At 71.4% G+C, this 18110-nt stretch carries 14 protein-coding genes and 1 pseudogene; 6 read left to right on the top strand and 9 right to left on the bottom strand.

The genetic code is table 11. The features are described from left to right. Window positions 1-166: 166 nt before the first annotated feature. The 4 genes from ABH926_RS33420 to ABH926_RS33405 all read right to left on the bottom strand — a co-directional run bounded on the left by ABH926_RS33420 (window position 167) and on the right by ABH926_RS33405 (window position 3388). Window positions 167-1087 (bottom strand): phosphotransferase family protein, encoded by a 921-nt coding sequence (locus ABH926_RS33420; protein ID WP_370369920.1) that lies wholly within the window; start codon window positions 1085-1087, stop codon window positions 167-169. A 48-nt stretch (window positions 1088-1135) separates the two neighbouring features. Continuing rightward, complete coding sequence (locus ABH926_RS33415; protein WP_370369918.1) at window positions 1136-1762, bottom strand: hypothetical protein; 627 nt, start codon at window positions 1760-1762, stop codon at window positions 1136-1138. Between the two features lie 51 nt (window positions 1763-1813). Further along, entirely contained in the window at window positions 1814-2884 is a 1071-nt protein-coding gene (locus ABH926_RS33410; protein WP_370369917.1) for a hypothetical protein, read from the bottom strand. Between the two features lie 72 nt (window positions 2885-2956). After that, window positions 2957-3388, bottom strand: coding sequence for a hotdog fold thioesterase (locus ABH926_RS33405; protein ID WP_370369916.1), 432 nt, complete (start codon window positions 3386-3388; stop codon window positions 2957-2959). Window positions 3389-3522: 134 nt separating this feature from the next. Between ABH926_RS33405 and polA the strand changes: the two genes are divergently transcribed. Beyond that, the gene (polA, locus tag ABH926_RS33400; RefSeq protein WP_370369914.1) at window positions 3523-6240 is read left to right on the top strand and encodes a DNA polymerase I; all 2718 of its coding nucleotides are present in this window, start codon (window positions 3523-3525) and stop codon (window positions 6238-6240) included. Window positions 6241-6313: 73 nt separating this feature from the next. Here polA and ABH926_RS33395 read toward each other — a convergent pair whose 3' ends face one another. Together ABH926_RS33395 and ABH926_RS33390 are read right to left on the bottom strand one after the other, a co-directional pair. Next, window positions 6314-6538: a hypothetical protein gene (locus tag ABH926_RS33395; protein ID WP_370369912.1), complete on the bottom strand. Its 225-nt coding sequence runs from the start codon at window positions 6536-6538 to the stop codon at window positions 6314-6316. Window positions 6539-6591: 53 nt separating this feature from the next. Beyond that, entirely contained in the window at window positions 6592-8115 is a 1524-nt protein-coding gene (locus tag ABH926_RS33390) for a hypothetical protein (protein WP_370369911.1), read from the bottom strand. Window positions 8116-8133: 18 nt separating this feature from the next. Between ABH926_RS33390 and ABH926_RS33385 the strand changes: the two are divergent. Next, window positions 8134-9309 (top strand): annotated as a pseudogene (locus ABH926_RS33385) (glycosyltransferase family 4 protein); the annotation flags it as partial. Here ABH926_RS33385 and ABH926_RS33380 read toward each other — a convergent pair. Beyond that, the gene (locus ABH926_RS33380; RefSeq protein ID WP_370369910.1) at window positions 9222-10121 is read right to left on the bottom strand and encodes a class I SAM-dependent methyltransferase; all 900 of its coding nucleotides are present in this window, start codon (window positions 10119-10121) and stop codon (window positions 9222-9224) included. The pseudogene ABH926_RS33385 and the gene ABH926_RS33380 sit on opposite strands and share 88 nt — an antisense overlap. 156 nt (window positions 10122-10277) lie before the next feature. After that, a complete protein-coding gene (locus ABH926_RS33375; RefSeq protein WP_370369909.1) occupies window positions 10278-11060 on the bottom strand; it encodes a class I SAM-dependent methyltransferase in 783 nt (260 codons plus the stop codon). A gap of 394 nt (window positions 11061-11454) precedes the next feature. On the opposite strand from ABH926_RS33375, the gene rpsA reads away from it, so the two are divergent. The 4 genes from rpsA to ABH926_RS33355 all read left to right on the top strand — a co-directional run bounded on the left by rpsA (window position 11455) and on the right by ABH926_RS33355 (window position 16334). After that, on the top strand, window positions 11455-12936 hold the full coding sequence (gene rpsA / locus ABH926_RS33370) for a 30S ribosomal protein S1 (RefSeq protein WP_370369907.1): 1482 nt from the start codon (window positions 11455-11457) through the stop codon (window positions 12934-12936). A gap of 77 nt (window positions 12937-13013) precedes the next feature. After that, on the top strand, window positions 13014-14276 hold the full coding sequence (locus ABH926_RS33365) for an MFS transporter (RefSeq protein ID WP_370369906.1): 1263 nt from the start codon (window positions 13014-13016) through the stop codon (window positions 14274-14276). Continuing rightward, window positions 14269-15306: a TolB family protein gene (locus ABH926_RS33360; RefSeq protein WP_370369905.1), complete on the top strand. Its 1038-nt coding sequence runs from the start codon at window positions 14269-14271 to the stop codon at window positions 15304-15306. The genes ABH926_RS33365 and ABH926_RS33360 overlap by 8 nt, the downstream gene beginning before the upstream one ends. Window positions 15307-15404: 98 nt before the next feature. Then, entirely contained in the window at window positions 15405-16334 is a 930-nt protein-coding gene (locus ABH926_RS33355) for a hypothetical protein (RefSeq protein ID WP_370369904.1), read from the top strand. Window positions 16335-16388: 54 nt separating this feature from the next. Here ABH926_RS33355 and ABH926_RS33350 read toward each other — a convergent pair whose 3' ends face one another. Further along, window positions 16389-18017 carry a N,N-dimethylformamidase beta subunit family domain-containing protein gene (locus ABH926_RS33350; RefSeq protein WP_370369903.1) on the bottom strand — a complete coding sequence of 543 codons (1629 nt, stop codon included), beginning with the start codon at window positions 18015-18017 and terminating at the stop codon, window positions 16389-16391. Between the last annotated feature and the right edge of the window lie 93 nt (window positions 18018-18110).

The raw sequence follows: 18110 nt of genomic DNA, 5'->3' as shown, positions 1-18110 counted from the left end.
CCCGCGGGCGCGGGCGCCCACCGGGGGCTAGCGGGGGGAAGGCGCGGTGTCCGGCAGCCCCACCCCGCCAAATTCGGGGGCGGGGCCCCCCCCCCCCCCCACGGCTGGGGCCCACGGCCGTTTTCGTCATCTGCCCCAAGCCCTGTTCCAAGCCCTGCCCCAAGCCCTATCGCAAGCGCTCCATCGCCGCCTCCAAGAACGCGTCGCGCCGTTCCTCCAGCGTGCGCCGATCGAGATCGGGCCGCCCCTGGTCCTGGATGACCGGCGCGAACTCGGCCATCGTCGGCGGCGTGCTCAAAGCGGCCACCACGTCCCAGTACGCCAGATCCTCCACCGCCTCACCCTTCCTGGCCGCCACGTACCCGGCCAGCACCGCCTCGGCGTACTCCGGGCCGAACATCAGCGCCGCGTCCAGCCGTATCGAGGCGACGTCCAACCCCGCCTCCCCGATCCCGGCGCAGTCCCAGTCCACGAACCCGCTCAGCCGCGCCCCGACCCACAGCGTGTTGCCCAGCCACAGATCACCGTGGACCAGCCCCGGGTCGCGCTCGGGAACCGGACGCCGCACGACCGCCTCCTCGGCCGCCGTCAGCAGCTCGCTCGCCCCCTGGCTCCGGCGCGCGCCGGCGAAGTCCACCGACTGGATCGGCCGGATCCTGTGCGCCAGCCCGCCGAGCGCGTTCAGCGGCACGCCACGCAGCGCGGCCGTGGCCCGGCCGTACTCGGCGAGCAGCTCCGGCGTCGGCTCGGCCGGGATACGGCTGCTGCCCTCCACGACCGTGCTCAGCAACGCCAGCGCACCGGCCTGCTCCCCGGTCGGATCGTGGGCGATCAGCCGGGAGCTCGGCACGCCGTGCCGCTCGGCGATCTCCAGCAGCCGGGCCTCGACGCCGAACGCCTCGCGCCGCTCCGCATCGCCCGGGTCGCCGACCCGCAGCACCACGGCGCGGCCGTCGTCCAGGCGCAGCATCCACGGGTTGGAGCCCTCGCGCAGTCCGGTGGCCCCGGCCAGGGTCGCCCGCGAGTGGCCCGGCAGCGTCAGCCGCGTCAGAACCCATTCCAGCACCGGCTCGGCGATCTCATTCATGGGGCAAGACCTTACGCACCGCGGCTCACCGTAGGGCCGCGCCGCCGGTCAGGAGAACGGCCACACCCGCACCGGAAGCGGGACGCGCACCGTCGGCCCGCCCTCCCCGTCGGAGAACGTGAAGCCGTTCACCGTCGCGGCGCGCGGCACGTCGTAGTAGATGTCGAACTCGTACCGGTCGTGCGACCCCACCGGCGCGATCTCCAGCGGCTGCCGCTCCACCTCCTGCGCGGGGTAGGAGACCGGGATCGAGGCCCCGGCCGTGGTGGTCAGCGCGGTCGTGTGGGTGTCGAAGGTGTGGGTGAACGTGTCGTCGGCGGTCAGCGCGATCCGGATCAGGCAGTACTGTCCGTCCGCCTCCTGCTCGCCGTGCGTGCCGATGACCTCCGACAGCCCGCAGGTCAGGCGCAGCGGCTCCACGACGATCTTGCCGCTGGTGTACGGGCTCTGCGACGGCAGCACGATCTCCTTCGGCCGCAGTGTCTCGTTCACGGGGTCCGGCGCCGGCGTCGGGCCGGAGGCGGCGGCCTTCGCGGATCGCGCGGCGGAGGCGGCGGCGTCGGAGCCGGCCGTGCCGGGCCAGGCCGCGACGGCGACCGCGGTGGCCACCGCGGCCCCGGCGAGCAGGCCGCCGAGCGCGACGGCGGTGTCGCGGCGTGCGGGTCGAAACGTCACGCTCCTTGGATACGCCGCGTCCGGGCCCCTTGTACAGCCCTGCGAAGCCCCTCAGATCCCGCACGCCTCGTACAGCATCTCCGTCACCAGCCCCGGCCGCAGCTGCGCGACGAACACCTGCTCCGCGGACGCGCTGTTCCCGGCGGCCGGCCCCGTGGTGTGCGCCGTGAACTCCAGGCCCATGTCCGTGCTCCATCTCGGCACGTGCTCGCAGTCGTCGACGTGCCAGTGCGTGGACACCCGTGCCGTCTGGCCCGGGCTCACCGCGACCGGCAGCTCGGTGCCGGTGACGGTGACGCCGGACCGGAAGGCGGTGACCTTGTCCACGCTCCACCTCTGCGCCCCGGCCGACTCGACCGTGAAGGTCAGGTCGAAGCCCTCCGGATCGCTGGGGGCGCCGATCGGCTGCGTCGCGTCGATCGCGGAGGCGGAGATCTCATCGCCCGGCCGAGCGCACTGCGCGGCCCGTTGACGCATATACGTGTCCCATATGGCCTCGGTGAGCGGAAAGGCGTAGTCGTGTCCGGCATCAGGGTTCTGTGGAGTGCTGATGCTATAGCGAACCGTGATCGGTAGTACCGGAAGGAATCCATATACGTCGCACGCATAAGGAAGAGTCACCGGTACCGAAACGGTACTTCCGGCCCCCAGCCCCTGCGCCGGCCACATAGAAGCCGACCCGAGCCGTGTCCCCACCGCATCCCACAGCTCAGCGCTGACCACCTCCAGCCGCGTCGCGGCGCTGTTGGTCAGCTGCAAGCCCAGCACGGCGTGGTCGGTGCCGTTCCCGGCCTGCAACGTCGTGCTGCCGAGCCGCACTTTGTAGAGGTCGACGTCGACCTGCGAAGGCGTCGGATACGGCTGCGGCGCCGCCTCCCGCCGCCCGGCCGCGGGCCACACGGCCAGAGCGAAGACGGTCGCCGCCGCGCACACCCCGGCGACCCGGACCCGGCGGGGGAGCCGCCTGAGGCGCGCGGCGGGGCCGTCCGGGCCGTCCTGCCCGCCGATCGTCTCCCGGGTGCTGGTGGCCGAGTTCGGCCCCTCGTCCGGCAGGGAGTCGTCGTCGAGCAGCTCGACGACGAACTCGTCCCCGTCGTCGCCGGGTTCCGTTTCCCCTCCCATGGGCGCATTGTCCGTCCGGAGTGGACCTTGCGCCAGAGGATCAGCGGTGCGTTATCGCAGCACCGGAGCGGGTCAGCCCTTGACCAGACAGGTGATGCGGCTGGTGCAGACCCGCCGGCCGGCCTCGTCGGCGATGACGATCTCGCTGACCACCAGCGTGCGCCCGGCGTGCAGCACCCGGCAGGTGCCGGTGACCAGGCCCTCCTTGGCCGAGCGGTGGTGCGTGGCGTTGATGTCGACGCCGACCACCTGCTTGTCCACCCCGGCGTGCAGCGAGGCCATCAGCGAGCCCAGCGTCTCGGCCAGCACCACCGAGGCGCCGCCGTGCAGCAGCCCGTAGACCTGGGTGTTGCCGGCGACCGGCATGGTCCCGACGATCTCCTCCTTGGTCGCGGAGGTGATGACGATGTCCATGCGCTCGGTCAGATGGCCGGCGCCGATCTCGTTGAACATCGCCGCGATCTGATCGGCCTCGGACACCTGGCTGTTCTGGTCTATCGACATCGCGGGGCCTTCCTCGGGGACGGGACGCGTGGGGCAGCGGAAAACTACACCACATTAACTGCAACGTGTTACAGCCAGCCTAACCACCGCCGAGTTGCCCCGGCCTGTCGGTACCTCGCCCTAGGATTCATACCGTGAGCCCCGCCAAGAAGACCCCCGAGTCCACCGCAAGCCGCCCCGTCCTGCTCCTGCTGGACGGCCATTCCCTGGCGTACCGGGCGTACTACGCGCTGAAGGAGGCCGACCTGCGCACCACCACGGGTCAGCCCACCGGCGCGGTGCAGGGGTTCACCTCGATGCTGATCAACACGCTGCGCGACGAGCAGCCCACGCACGTCGCCGTCGCCTTCGACGTCTCGCGCCAGACCTTCCGGACCGAGAAGTTCCCCGAGTACAAGGCCAACCGCTCGGCCTCCCCGGACGACTTCAAGAGCCAGATCGGCCTGATCGACGAGCTGCTGGCGGGCCTGGGCATCACGGTCATCCGCAAGGAGGGCTTCGAGGCCGACGACGTCATCGCGACCCTGACCACCCAGGCCGCCGCCGACGGCTACGAGGTCCGCATCCTCAGCGGCGACCGCGACTCGTTCCAGCTGGTCACCGACGACGTCACCGTGCTGTACCCCAAGCGCGGCGTGTCCGACCTGTCCCGCTTCACCCCGGCCGCGGTCGAGGAGAAGTACGAGCTCACCCCGCAGCAGTACCCCGACTTCGCCGCCCTGCGCGGCGACCCCTCGGACAACCTGCCGAACATGCCCGGCGTGGGGGAGAAGACCGCCGCGAAGTGGATCCGCGAGTTCGGCTCGCTGACCGACCTGGTGGCGCGCGCCGACGAGGTGAAGGGCAAGGCCGGGGAGACGCTGCGGGCGCACCTGGAGCAGGTGCAGCTCAACCGCCAGCTGACCGAGCTGGTCAAGGACGTGCCGCTGGAGCTGGCCCCGACCGATCTGGCCTGGGCCTCCGAAGGCGATCCCGAGGCGGTGTACCAGCTCTTCGACACGCTGGAGTTCTCCACCTCGATGCGGGACCGGGTCGCGCCGCTGCTGGCCTCCGGGGCCGACGCGGACGCCGTCGGCGACGCCGTGGCGCTGGAGGGCCGGGTGCTGGAGGCCGGCCAGCTGGCCGGCTGGCTGACCGAGAACGCCCCCGGCACCGGCGCCACCGGCGTGGCGGTGAACGGTACCTGGGGCCGCGGTACCGGCGACGTCAGCGGCCTGGCTTTCGCCACCGCCGACGGCACCGCCGCGTACGTCGACCTCACCCAGCTCGACCCGGCCGACGAGGCGGCGCTGGCGGCCTGGCTGGCCGACCCCGAGCGCCCCAAGGTCCTGCACGACGCCAAGGGCCCGACCCTGGCCCTGGCCGCCCGCGGCCTCACCCTGGCCGGTGTGGCCGCCGACACCGCCCTGGAGGCGTACCTGGCGCAGTCCGGCCGCCGCTCCTTCGACCTGGAGCCGCTGGCCGAGGAGGTCCTGGGCCGCCGCCTGTCCCCGGCCGGCGCCGACGAGAACCAGGGCACGCTGTTCGCCGACGAGGACGCCGAGGCCGAGCGCCAGATGGCCGCCGCGCACGCGGTACTGGACCTGGCCGAGGCGCTTCGCGGCAAACTCGCCGACACCGGCGCCATGCCGCTGCTCACCGACATCGAGCTGCCGCTGGTCGGGGTCCTGGCCGAGATGGAGCAGGTCGGCATCGCCATCGACGACCGGCTGTTCCAGGACCTGGAGAAGGGCTTCACCAGCCAGGCCACCAAGGAGGTCGACGCGGCCCGCAAGGAGGCCGGCGTGGAGACCCTGAACCTGGGCTCGCCCAAGCAGCTCCAGGAAGTGCTCTTCGAGAACCTGGGCATGCCCAAGACCAAGAAGATCAAGACCGGCTACACCACCGACGCCGACTCCCTGGCGTGGCTCCAGGCCCAGACCCAGCACCCGTTCCTGGACCACCTGCTGCGCTGGCGCGAGGTGAACCGCCTGCGCACCGTGGTCGAGGGCCTGTCGAAGTCGGTCTCGGCCGACACCCGCATCCACACCACGTACAACCAGATGATCGCCGCCACCGGCCGGCTGTCCTCGGTGGACCCGAACCTGCAGAACATCCCGATCCGCACCCTGGAGGGCCAGCAGATCCGCAAGGCCTTCATCGCGGGGCCGGGCTATGAGTCCCTGATGACCGCGGACTACAGCCAGATCGAGATGCGCATCATGGCCCACCTGTCCGAGGACCAGGGCCTGATCGACGCCTTCACCTCCGGCGAGGACCTGCACAACACCGTCGCCTCCAAGGTCTTCGAAGTCGACCCGACCGCCGTCGACCCCGAACACCGCCGCCGCATCAAAGCCATGAGCTACGGCCTGGCCTACGGCCTGTCGGCCTTCGGGCTGTCCCAGCAGCTCGGCATCGAGACCGGCGAGGCCGCGAAGATGATGGAGGACTACTTCCAGCGCTTCGGCGGCGTCCGCGACTACCTCCACGACCTGGTGGTCCAGGCCCGCGCCACCGGCTACACCGAGACCATGTTCGGCCGCCGGCGCTACCTCCCCGACCTGGCCAGCGACAACCGCCAACGCCGCGAGATGGCCGAGCGCATGGCCCTGAACGCCCCCATCCAGGGCTCCGCCGCGGACATCATCAAGGTGGCGATGATCCGCGTCCGCGAAGCCCTGCGCAAGGAGCAGCTGAAGTCCCGCATGCTGCTGCAGGTACACGACGAACTCGTCCTGGAGATCGCCCCCGGCGAGGCCAAGCAGGTCGAGGAACTGGTGCGGCACGAGATGGGCTCGGCCGCCGAGCTGCGCGTGCCGCTGGACGTGTCGGTCGGCGTCGCGGGGAACTGGGCGGACGCGGCGCACTAGGTGTGAACAACGGCGGTGGGCGGTTCGATCAACCGCCTGCCGCCGGCAGCGCTGCGGCGTTCGTCAGGGTTGCTTACCGGCCGCCGTTTCGCGGGTGGTTCCGCGCGACCCGCTCGTTCCCGCGCCGATAGTCGCCGGTCCATCGCGCCATGACCGCCTGCTCGTCGCCGTGCTCGAGCTCTGCGAGAAGCTGCTGGGCCCTCGCGCCCCGCAGCACCGCCGCCCGGCGGCCGTGATGCCAGATGATCACCGACCCGTCGGCGCGCCGCTCGTAGCTGAAACCCGCTGGTACCCCCATGCCGGGATCCTCGCGCCCCGGCAGCCTCTCCGCACCCGGATATCAGCGGGTACCTACGTGCTCTGCGCCACCGCTCCCACCGCCTGCGGGTCCTCGACACCCAGCGTCGCGGCGGCGACCTCCCCGGCCGTCCGGGCCATCAGGCACACCGCCACCGAAGCCGTCGCCGTCACCAGCGAGCACGCCGCGGCGGCCGTCACGATCGCGCCGGCCGAATCGTGCGCGAAGCCCACGATCACCGTCGTCTCCACCACGATGCCGCCGAGCACCACCGCCGACACCGCGTGCGAGCGGCGCGCCACCCCGTCCAGCAGCGCCAGGTTCACCAGCGCCAGCAGTGCGCCCACGCTCGCGAAGAGCCAGCCCTGCGCGCCGAGGTCGAAGCCGCCGGGGGTCGCGTACTTCTCGCCGAACGCCACCCCGATCAGCGGGTCGCCGCCCACTGCGGCGATCGCCACCCCGAGCACCCCGATCCCGCCGGTCAGCGCCAGCGACACCAGCAGCGCACGGCGCCGCTCCAGTGGCCGCGCCAGCCGCGGATAGGCAAGCATCGCCACGAAACTCGGCGCGAAGAACGCCGCCCGCGCCAGCAGCGCCCCGGTGTTGTACCGGCCCAGGTCGCCGTCGGTCAGGTACCGGCTGGCCAGCAGCGTGTCGAGCACCGTCAGCAGCAGGATGCCGCCGAGTCCGCCGGTCGCGCGCAGCACTTCGGCCAGGTAGCCGTGGTGGCCCTGGTGGCCCTGGTGGCCCTGGTGGTCGGGGCGGTCGTGGTGCGCCGCCGACTGCTCAGCAGCCTGCCACGCCGGTTCCACCCCCGCTGCCGCTCCCGATTCCGCCCCCGACGCAGACCCCACAGCCGTCCCCGAAACCGCACCCGAAGCTGCCTCCGAAGCCACTCCTGCGGCTGCTCCCGACGCCACACCCGAACCCGCTTCCCCCCGCAGCAGCCACCGCCCCGCCACCGCCGCGAACGCCCAAGCCGCAGTCTGCGCCGCCATCACCGTCGTCGGCGACACCTGCGCCGAGGCCGCCACCGCCCCGATCGCCAGCCGCGACCCCTGCGCCGCCAGATACAGCACCGTCATCGTCATGAACCGCGACGTCCCCTGCGCGATCCCCAAATACGACGCGAACACCGTGTTCGCCGCCAGCGACACCCCCGTCCACGCCACACCCCCGACCGTCACCGACGGCAGCAACGCCGCGATCGCCGGCGCCAGCGCCACGAACACCGCGGCCACCCCCGCCGCGACCGCCAACCCCCGCCGTCGCAGCCCCCGCACCAAGGCGGCGCGCGTCGCCGCCGGGGCGTCCGCGACCACCGCCAGCCGCCGCGCGTTGATCGCCTGCACCGCCAGCCCCGGCACCGTCCCGATCAGGAACACCGACAGCAGCGTCCCCAACTCCGCGTACCCGCCGGGCCCGAGTCCCCGCGAGAGCACCAGGTTGAACCCGTACGCCAGCACGTTCCCGACCCCGGTCCCCACCGCCACCAGCAGCCCGGCCGACGCCGTCCGCCCGCCGCCCCCGCGGCGCGGGCCTCCGGAGTCCTGCTCGTCCCTGGCCCTGCTGGGCATCGAGGTACCTCCGGTGCTGTGCCGCGCGTGTCTCTATGCCACACGTGTCTCTTGTGCGGTCACGCTAGACGACCCGGAGCCCCGCACCGTCGAAACTCCGCAGGGACGCGCCACGAACAACCCGAAAAGCGTCACCGCGCGTGTCGGGCCCCGCCGGCGCCTCGTTGTATCGCAGTGCGCTTAGCCATCCTGAACTGGCGCGACCCCTGGCAGCAGGCCGCCGGGGGAGCCGAGACGTTCGCCCACGAGATCGCCCGGGGTTTCGTCGCACGCGGCGCCGCCGTCGACTTCCTCACCTCCCGCGAACCCGGCCAGCCACGCCGCGAGAGCCGCGAGGGCATCAGATGGCTGCGACGCGGCGGACGCTGGACCGTCTACCCGGCCGTCCTCGCACAGCTGATCAGGGCTCGACTGTCCGGGCACGCCTACGACTTCGTCATCGACTGCCAGAACGGCATCCCGTTCTTCTCCCCGCTCGCGGTCTCCCGGCGCCGCACCGGCGTGGCGATCGTCGTCCACCACGTCCACGACCAGCAGTTCGGCACCCACTTCGGCCGCCCCCTGGCCGCCCTGGGACGCTGGCTGGAAGGCCCGGCGGCGCGCCGGGTCTACCGCAGCTGCCCGGCCGTGGCGGTGTCGGAGTCCACCATCGCGGCGATGCGGACCCGTCTGCGCTGGACCGGACCGATCGAGCTCATGCACAACGGTGTCGCCACAGACGGCATCGCTACCGGCAGCGTTGCCCCACAAGACTTTGAGCCTCTGGTTCTACCTCCGGACGCAGCACAGGTTTTGCGGCTGGTCGCCGTCGGCCGCCTGGTACGCCACAAACGCCTCGACCACATCGCCCGCCTCGCCGACGACCTGGCCCGGACCTGGCCCGGCCTGGAGATCCACATCGTCGGCCGCGGCCCCGACGAGCCCCGGATCCGCGCCGCCGTCTCAGCCCTGCGCCACGCCGACCGCGTCCACGTCCACGGCCACCTCCCCGCCGAGGCCAAGAACCGGCTCCTGGCCTCGGCCCGGCTCCACCTGTCCGCCTCCCAGGGCGAAGGCTGGGGCCTGTCGGTGCTGGAGGCGGCGGCCCTCGGGGTGCCGACCGTGGCCTACGACGTCGACGGCCTGCGCGACGCCATCCGCGACGGCGTCACCGGCTGGCTCGCCGCCCCCGGCGACACGCTAGCCGACACCGTCTCCGGGGTCTTGAAGGAGCTCGACAGCGACCCAGCGCGCGCCGCGGAGGTGAAGGAGGCGTGTGTGGCGTGGGCCGCCGGGTTCGACTGGGAGCGCACCCGCAACGCGATGGCGCAGTTGGCCGTCAGGAACTCGCGCACCCCCGGCACCCGCACCACCGAGTGAGCCCACGCGGGGTGGTAGCGCGGGAACACGGCCAGCGTCTCCGCGACACCCTCCCGCTCGGCGTCGCGCACCCACCGCAGCACCCGTCCCACCGAGAGCGGGAAGAGCGTCAGGCCGTATCGGTTGGTCGGGGGAGCGCCGCGCCGCCGTTCGAACCGGCGGGCCGCCCACTCGCCGCCGACGTAGTGCCAGGGCGAGGTCTCGTGCCCGCCCAACGGTCCCAGCCAGTTGGTGAAGCATACGAACACCAGGCCGCCCGGCCGGGTGACCCTCAGCATCTCCCGGAGCATGCCCCGCGGATCCGCCACGTGTTCGAGCACGTTGGAGGAGAAGCAGACATCCACCGCGCCGTCGCGCACCGGCAGCGCCCGCGCGTCGCCGCACACGTCGCCGACCGGCCGCAGATCCACTGACACGTACCGGGCCCCGGCCGCCCGGAAGGCCGCCGCGAAGAACCCCGGACCGCCGCCCACGTCCAGCACGCGCTGCCCGCACACGGCCGCGTGCCGCGCCACCAGCGCCACGGAGTCGGCCGCCAGCGGCTCGTAGAAGGACGCCGGATCGGCCTGCTCGCCCCGGCAGGCCCGGACCAGCAGCACGGTGCGCCGCACCCCGAAGTACCGCCGCCAAGCGCGCTCGCCAACCACGGCAGCACTGTCGCCACCGCGCCGGGCACGCCGGTGGCGCCACGCCGCAACACCGCGTTGCGCCACCCCCGACCCCTGGCGCGCGCCAGGGGTCTTGGCCGGGCCCGGTCGCTCAGGTATTCAGTCCTTCACCTGTTCAGTCCTTTTCAGCCCTTTTCAGTCCTTCACCGTCACGAAGATCGCCGTCCCCGGGATGATCCGCCCCCGCAGCGGCGACCACCCGCCCCAGGCCTCCGTCAGCCCCGCCGGCCACTCCGGTTCGACCACGTCCACCAGCCGCAGCCCGGCCGCCACGATCTCGCGCACCCGGTCGCCCATCGTCCGGTGGTGCTCCGCGTAGGTCGCCACCCCCCGGTCGTCGAACTCCACATAAGGACGCCGGTCGAAGTACGAGTCCCGGGCGGTCAGCCCGTGCTCGCCCGGATCGTCGGGGAACGACCACCGGATCGGGTGCGACACCGAGAACACCCACCGCCCGCCCGGCTTCAGCACGCGCGCGGCCTCCCGCATCACCGCCGCCGAGTCCGCCACGAACGGGACCGCCCCGTACGCCGAGCACACGATGTCGAACACCTCGTCGGCGAAGGGAAGGCGGGTCGCGTCCGCCTGGACCAGCGGCAGGCCGCCCGCGGCCGCGTCGATCCGCAGCGCGTGCGCCAACTGCCCGAACGAGAGATCGGAAGCCACCGCGTGCGCTCCCTGCGCCGCCAGCCACCGCGAACACTGCGCCGCCCCGGCCCCGACCTCCAGCACCCGCTTGCCGGCCAACTCCGTCCCGAGCAGGCGGGCCTGGGCCTCGTCCAGCCCCTCCGGGCACCAGATGAACCGGTCATCGCCCAGGAACGCACCGTGTTCTGCCTGGTAATCGTCCGCATTGGCGTCCCACCAGCCCCGATTCGCCCGGATCGTGGCGGAATCTGACAGGTGACGGCGGGCCACGCGGACCGTATCGTTATCTTCGATTCCGGGGTCACCGGAGAATTCCGGCGACTCATCCGTCACATCGGGCACAGTGCGGGCATCCTTTCACCAGCGGGTCGCAAGACGATCACGCAGGTTGAGACTGTAGCGGGGGTGCCGTGGCTGTGCGGTGTCGCACCGCGGGCCGGTTCGCCGTCCCCGGTGGAGACGGGTATCGGATTGACCACGCGCGCGTACGACCCGTATTCTGGGCGATGCGCTGCGGGCAGGTTCTGAATCTTCTTCGCTGGATACCCGATCCTCGTCGACCGTTCGGCTTCTGACTGGTGATGGACATGTTCGCCAGCGTCGGCATCCCCGACCGGTGGCTGCCGTCGCCCACAATGTGTCCGCATCCGGAGCCCCCTTCCCCATGACGAGCAGCACCGAGACCGCCCGAACGCCTCAGGTCGCCATCAACGACATCGGTTCGGCGGAGGAATTCCTCGCCGCGATCGACCAGACCATCAAGTACTTCAACGACGGCGACATCGTCGAAGGTGTCATCGTCAAGGTCGACCGGGATGAAGTCCTGCTCGACATCGGTTACAAGACCGAGGGTGTGATCCCGTCCAGGGAGCTCTCGATCAAGCACGACGTCGACCCGAACGAGGTCGTCGCCGTCGGTGACCACATCGAGGCCCTGGTCCTCCAGAAGGAGGACAAGGAAGGCCGCCTGATCCTGTCCAAGAAGCGCGCCCAGTACGAGCGCGCCTGGGGCACGATCGAGGAGATCAAGGAGAAGGACGGCATCGTCACCGGTACCGTCATCGAGGTCGTCAAGGGCGGCCTGATCCTGGACATCGGTCTCCGCGGCTTCCTGCCGGCCTCCCTGGTCGAGATGCGCCGCGTGCGCGACCTGCAGCCCTACGTGGGCAAGGAGCTCGAGGCCAAGATCATCGAGCTGGACAAGAACCGCAACAATGTGGTCCTGTCCCGCCGCGCCTGGCTCGAGCAGACCCAGTCCGAGGTCCGCCAGAACTTCCTCACCACCCTGCAGAAGGGCCAGGTCCGTTCCGGCGTCGTGTCGTCGATCGTGAACTTCGGCGCCTTCGTGGACCTGGGCGGCGTGGACGGTCTGGTGCACGTCTCGGAGCTGTCCTGGAAGCACATCGACCACCCCTCCGAGGTCGTCGAGGTCGGCCAGGAGGTCACCGTCGAGGTCCTGGACGTCGACATGGACCGCGAGCGCGTCTCGCTGTCCCTGAAGGCGACCATGGAGGACCCGTGGCAGACCTTCGCCCGCACCCACGCCATCGGCCAGGTCGTGCCGGGCAAGGTCACCAAGCTGGTGCCGTTCGGCGCGTTCGTCCGGGTGGACGAGGGCATCGAGGGCCTGGTCCACATCTCCGAGCTGGCCGAGCGCCACGTGGAGGTCCCGGAGCAGGTCGTCAACGTGGGCGACGAGATCTTCGTCAAGGTCATCGACATCGACCTGGACCGCCGCCGCATCTCGCTGTCGCTGAAGCAGGCCAACGAGGGCCTGACCGGCGACATCGAGACCGACCAGTTCGACCCGGCGCTGTACGGCATGGCCGCCACCTACGACGACCAGGGCAACTACATCTACCCCGAGGGCTTCGACCCGGAGACCGGTGAGTGGCTCGAGGGTTACGACGCCCAGCGCGAGGTGTGGGAGGGCCAGTACGCCGAGGCCCACACCAAGTACGAGGCGCACCAGAAGCAGATCGCCGAGGCCCGCAAGGCCGACGCCGAGGCCGGTGTCCAGGAGAACGCCGAGGGTGCGCCCTCGTCCTACTCCTCCGGTGCCGCCGAGGAGAGCACCGGCGGTGCCCTGGCCTCCGACGAGGCCCTGGCCGCGCTGCGCGAGAAGCTGTCGGGCGGCCAGAGCTGAGGCTCGCCGTGTAACAGCTCCTAGCTAAAAGGTCCCGTCCGCCTAAAGCGGACGGGACCTTTCGCTATTGTTTCGACGTGTATTTGACGGGATCGAAGACCGCCAAGCGCATCCAGGAAACCAGGAGCACGCGGGAGCGGGTCCCGTTCAACGTCAAGATGCTCGGCACGGTGAGCCTTCTGACGGATGTCTCCTCCGAGATGCTGGTCGCGGTGGTCGGCTACTACCTGCTGAACGTCCTCCACGAGACGCCGACCGCGATCGGCTTCCTGGACGGGCTCTACAACGGCATCCCCGCGCTGCTGGCCATCCCGGCCGCGTACCTGTCGGACCGCTGGCAGCGCCGCAAACTGCTGGCCGGCATCGGCTACGGCGCCTCCGCGGTGACCAAACTGGGGTTCCCGATCGTCGGCCCCTCCTTCGGCGGGCTGAGCGGACTGCTCAGCGCGGACCGCTTCGGCAAGGGGATGCGCTCGGCTCCGCGGGACGCGCTGATCTCGTTGTCCTCCCCGCCGCAGATCCTGGGGCGCTCGTTCGGCGTGCACCGCATGCTCGACAACATCGGGGCGGCGACCGGTCCGCTCATCGCCTCCTTCGTGCTGCTGTGGACCACGAAGTTCGGTACGGAGCGCAAAGCGTTCGACGCACTGTTCATCATCGCCTTCTGCGTCGCGGCCATCGGTCTGGTGGTGTTCTGCCTCTACGTCACCGACCACCGGCAGGAATTGCAGGAGCGCTCAGCGGCGTCGGTGCGGGCCGCTCTCGGATTGCTGCGCCAGAGGTGGTTCATCCGTACGGGTATCGCGGTAGCGCTACTGGGGCTCGCGTGGGTGAGTGACACCTTCGTGTACTTGACGCTCGCGCACCGGATGGCGCTCAGTGCTTCGGAGTACGCGCTGTTGGCCACCGGGACCATGGGGATGTTCGTCCTGATGGCCATCCCGGTGGGGCGGCTGGCCGACCGGGTCGGGCGGTGGAAGGTGTTCGTCGTCGGGCATCTCCTGTTGGTCATCGCATATGCGCTCCTGGCTACGAACGTCCCTGACGGCTTCCTGTTGGCCGCCGCACTCCTGCTGCCGGGCATCGCCTACGCGGCCACTGACGGCGTTCTCATGGCGTATTGCGGGCCTCGTATCCCGACGGCGCTGCGGACCTCCGGGCTCGCGGTGATGCAGTCGATCGGCGCGGTCGCCGGGTTCGTATCGTCGGTGGCGTTCGGGGCGGCGTGGTCGCACACCGATCCCAAGACCGTCATGCTGTGGTTCGCCGGGGCCATGGCCGTCGCGATCACCGTCTCGACGGTGCTGGTGTCGCCCTGGAAGGAGCACGCCGATGGCTGAGGTGGCCGAGGTGACCGAAGCGACTGCCACGCCCCGCGACAACCGGGCCAAGATCCTGATCTCGTCGATCGTGGTGCTGCTGACGATCGCGCTCGCGGCCGGGCTGGCCGCCTTCCTGGGACGGTCCACCAAGCGTGCCGGCGTCAGCGGCGGGTTCACCGTCGCGGCGGGGGAGCTGACGTATCGGTCGACGGTGCAGGGACCGGACTTCGGCAAGGTCGTGGAGATCGGCTCCGGGGCGGCGGCGAACGCGGTGCCCGTGGTCTCCAACGTTCAGTGCGAGCGGTCCTATACGGCTTCCGGCGTACTGCTGTGTCTGCAGTCCGAGGGCAACCTGATCAGCCAGCCGTATGCGGAGATCTACGACAGTTCCCTTAAGCAGACCAAGAAGTTGGCCATCACCGGTACGCCCAACCGTGCGCGGCTGTCTGCGGACGGACGGATGGCGGCGTGGACGACCTTCGTCACCGGGGACTCCTATACGCAGCCCGGCGCCTCGACCCGTGCCTCGATCCTGGATCTGAAGACGGGGCAGTACGTCGACTCGCTGGAGAACTTCAACGCGTTCGTGGACGGCAAGCCCTATAAGGCCGTCGACATCAACTTCTGGGGCGTCACCTTCACCGCCGACGACAACACCTTCTACGCGACGATGGGCAGCAACGGTCAGACGTGGCTGATGAAGGGCGACTTCAAGGCGCACACGCTGAATTCGCTGCGGCAGAACGTGGAGTGTCCTTCGCTGTCGCCGGACGGCACGCGCCTGGTGTTCAAGAAGCGGGTGTCCGACGACATCCGGCATCCTTGGCGTTTCACCGTGCTGAATCTGGCCACGATGCGGGAGACGCCGCTGGCCGAGACCCGCAGCGTCGACGACCAGGCGGCGTGGCTGAACGACACGACGGTCATGTACGCGGTCCCGCACGACGACGATCCGGGCAGCGACCTGTACGCCGTGCCCGCGGACGGCAGCGGGGCGCCGCGGCTGCTCGCCGCCAACGGGATGTCCCCGTCGACCACCTCCGGGTGAGGCGCGGGGCTGTGCGGCCCTGCGGCGGCGGGGCTTGGGGCCGCGCAGCTGATCCGAAAGCTTCTCGCCCGTCGCCGTCATTCGATAGGTTGCCAAGCATGCGGACCCTTACGACCCCGGCCCACGCCCCGGCCCTGGCCTCGGCCCCTGCCCCGGCATCGGCGACGGCGCCGGCGACGGCCCGCCGGACCCTGACCCGCATAGCCGCGCTCGGCGTCGCCTGTTCGGCGGCCCTGGCGCTGGCCGCGTGCGGCGGCGGGGGCTCGGCCAAGAAGGGCTCGTCGAGCACCACCACCGCCGGCTCCGTCCCCGGCGTCCCGACGTCCAGCTCGGCGAGCCCGCAGCCCAGCTTCGACCCGGCGGCCGGGCCCACCATGAGTCAGGCGCAGCTGCCGAAGAACTGCGCCGGCCTGGTCACCGACGCCGACATGCAGCTGGCCCTGGGCAACCCGCTCAACGGCGGCGACTTCTTCACGGCCTTCCAGCCCACCGCCGCCAAGCAGCTCGGCCGGGTGCGCTGCCAGTACGGCGTGATCCAGGACAGCAGCGGCAAGGTCACCGGCGACCAGGTGGAGATCCAGCTGGCGGTTTACGCCGACGCCGCCACCGCCCAGAGCCACGGCGCCAGCACCGTCGGCGACTTCGCCGGCCAGGGCGACCAGTACGCCCCGATCTCGGTGGCCGGACACCCCGCGACCTACGTCACCGAGGCGGGCAAGGACGCGATCCTGGTGATGTACGACGGCAACCGCACGTTCCTGATCACCACCCAGGAGGCCCTGGTCAAGGGCGGCGACGCCAAGGCGTTCACGCTCAAGATCGCGGAGGCGCTGTACAAGCACACCACCTCGAGCCCGCCGCAGGCGTCGCCGACCGGCGGGGGCACGCCGGGCGCATCGGGCTCCACGAGCGGGTCGGCCGGCACGCCGGGCGCGAGCGGGTCGGCGCCCGCGGGGAGCAGCTCCGCGCCGGCCGGGACGCCTGCTGCCGGCGGGTCCGCGCCGCCGAGCTCGCCGCCGGCTGACTGAGTGGCCCGCACCCCGCCTCAATAGGCCCGCCTCAATACGCTTCAATAGCCCGCCTCAATAAGCCCGCACTGCCACGTCCCCCACCGCCCGCGCCGACCCCACCAACCCCTCCGCCGACGGCGGCCAACTCGGCGTCGACGGATGCGCCAGCCCCGCGGGCCCGGCGGCGAAGGCGACCAGCACGTTGTCCGTCACCCGGGCCACCACGGCCCGCACCGCCGGCGGCGTGGCTCCCAGGTGCAGGCACTCGCCGCTCATCACGCACGGCCAGTACGTCGTGCCGGCGTCGAACACCCCGGCCTGGGAGGTCGCCACGTAGTACGTGGTCGTCGCCATGCCGGCCCGGCCGTTCAGGAACCTGATCGGTATGGCCGCCAGGACGTCCACGTCCGGCGGCGTCGTCGGCTGGTTCACGTCCACCTGGTCGTACTCGCCGCCGACCGTGTTGCGCAGCACCTGCCCGGCGGTCACGCCGGTGCCGGCGAACAGCCACGAGCCGGGGTGCAGCACCCGCAGGGAGCCGTTCGCGCCCAGGTAGCCGTACCCCTCGCCGATCAGCGCCGCCTCCGGGCGGTTCAGCGGCGGGGCGGACCAGTTCACCGTCGCCAGCGACGGGTCGTGCGCGGCCAGCGGGTCGTCGGCGACCGAGCGGCGGATCACCACGCGGCGGTCCGGGCCCAGCGGCGAGCCGGTGAGGCGGGCCGCGGTGTACACCGCGTTCGCGCCGAAGAAGGCGATGTTCACCCCTGCCTGGCGGGCCGCGACCGCGCCGTCGTACATGCGCTTCGTCCAGTACTCCGAGTGGCCGCCGGTGACCACGCCCCTGTGCCGTTTCAGCTGCGCCGGGTCGGCGTCGGTGTCGACGTCGGTGAAGTAGTCGGTGTCGATGCCCAGCTTCTCGATCTCCCGCACCAGCGGCAGCTCGTACTGGTACGGCGAGTAGTACCCGCCGTCCTCGTACGGCCGGTCGAAGCTCACCTCCGTGCTGGCCTCGGCCCGGCGCGGGGAGCCGGTGTACGCCGAGTGCCCGCCGAACGTGTTGTAGGCCTGGTACGTCAGCACACTGGCCTGGAACCCCAGCGGCGCGCGGTCGCCGTCGGCGCGCACCACCAACGGGATCGACGACGCCGTCTGCCCCGGCGCCCGCACCACCAGCAGGTAGTACCCCGGCGTCCAGCGCCCGGTGATCCGGAACGTCAGCGACGGCCGCCACGGCGCCACGGTCAGCAGGTTCGCGCCGGTCACCGCGGCCCGCGGCTGCGGCCGCAGGCCGATGTGCTTGGCCTGCCAGACCAGCCGCCCCTCCGTCCCGCCGTAGTACCCCATCCGATACGCCGACAGCGAAGCCCCCGACACCGGCGCCAGCGAACTCAGATACGCGGTGACCGTGTCGCCGCACCGCACGCTCTGCCGGTCCAGATATCCGTTCACACTCCCGGCGCGCGTACGCTTCGCGTCCTGCCACGCCGTCGTCCCGGGCAGCCTGTTCTCCGCACGCAGCCAGCCGCGCGCGAGCCCGGTCGGGCATCCCGCCTGCGCGCCGGCCGTGGACAGGGCGATCTGGTCGCCCGAGCCGAACCCCAAACTGTCATAGGCCGCCGACTGGTTCGGCAGGTCCGCGGCACACGCGGCGACCAGCGCGGCGGCCAGTCCCAGCCGCATCAGCCGCGCGGGCAGCGGCACACCCCGCCACAGAGTGAGCCCGTCGCGGGGCGCCGCGGCAGAAGCGGGCAGCGCGGGATCACCACCTCCGGGCTCGACATACACCGGCAGGGC

The organism is Catenulispora sp. GP43 (assembly GCF_041260665.1).
Lineage (GTDB): Bacteria > Actinomycetota > Actinomycetes > Streptomycetales > Catenulisporaceae > Catenulispora.
The sequence above is the reverse complement of the archived record's forward strand: the minus strand, read 5'-3'. Positions and strand labels throughout refer to the sequence as shown.

Coding starts and splice junctions, on each gene's coding strand:
- ABH926_RS33360 (WP_370369905.1), top strand. CDS start 14,269: ATGGCTGAGGTGGCCGAGGTGACCGAAGCGACTGCCACGCCCCGCGAC.
- rpsA (WP_370369907.1), top strand. CDS start 11,455: ATGACGAGCAGCACCGAGACCGCCCGAACGCCTCAGGTCGCCATCAAC.
- ABH926_RS33405 (WP_370369916.1), bottom strand. CDS start 3,388: ATGTCGATAGACCAGAACAGCCAGGTGTCCGAGGCCGATCAGATCGCG.
- ABH926_RS33420 (WP_370369920.1), bottom strand. CDS start 1,087: ATGAATGAGATCGCCGAGCCGGTGCTGGAATGGGTTCTGACGCGGCTG.
- ABH926_RS33390 (WP_370369911.1), bottom strand. CDS start 8,115: ATGCCCAGCAGGGCCAGGGACGAGCAGGACTCCGGAGGCCCGCGCCGC.
- ABH926_RS33395 (WP_370369912.1), bottom strand. CDS start 6,538: ATGGGGGTACCAGCGGGTTTCAGCTACGAGCGGCGCGCCGACGGGTCG.
- ABH926_RS33355 (WP_370369904.1), top strand. CDS start 15,405: ATGCGGACCCTTACGACCCCGGCCCACGCCCCGGCCCTGGCCTCGGCC.
- ABH926_RS33410 (WP_370369917.1), bottom strand. CDS start 2,884: ATGGGAGGGGAAACGGAACCCGGCGACGACGGGGACGAGTTCGTCGTC.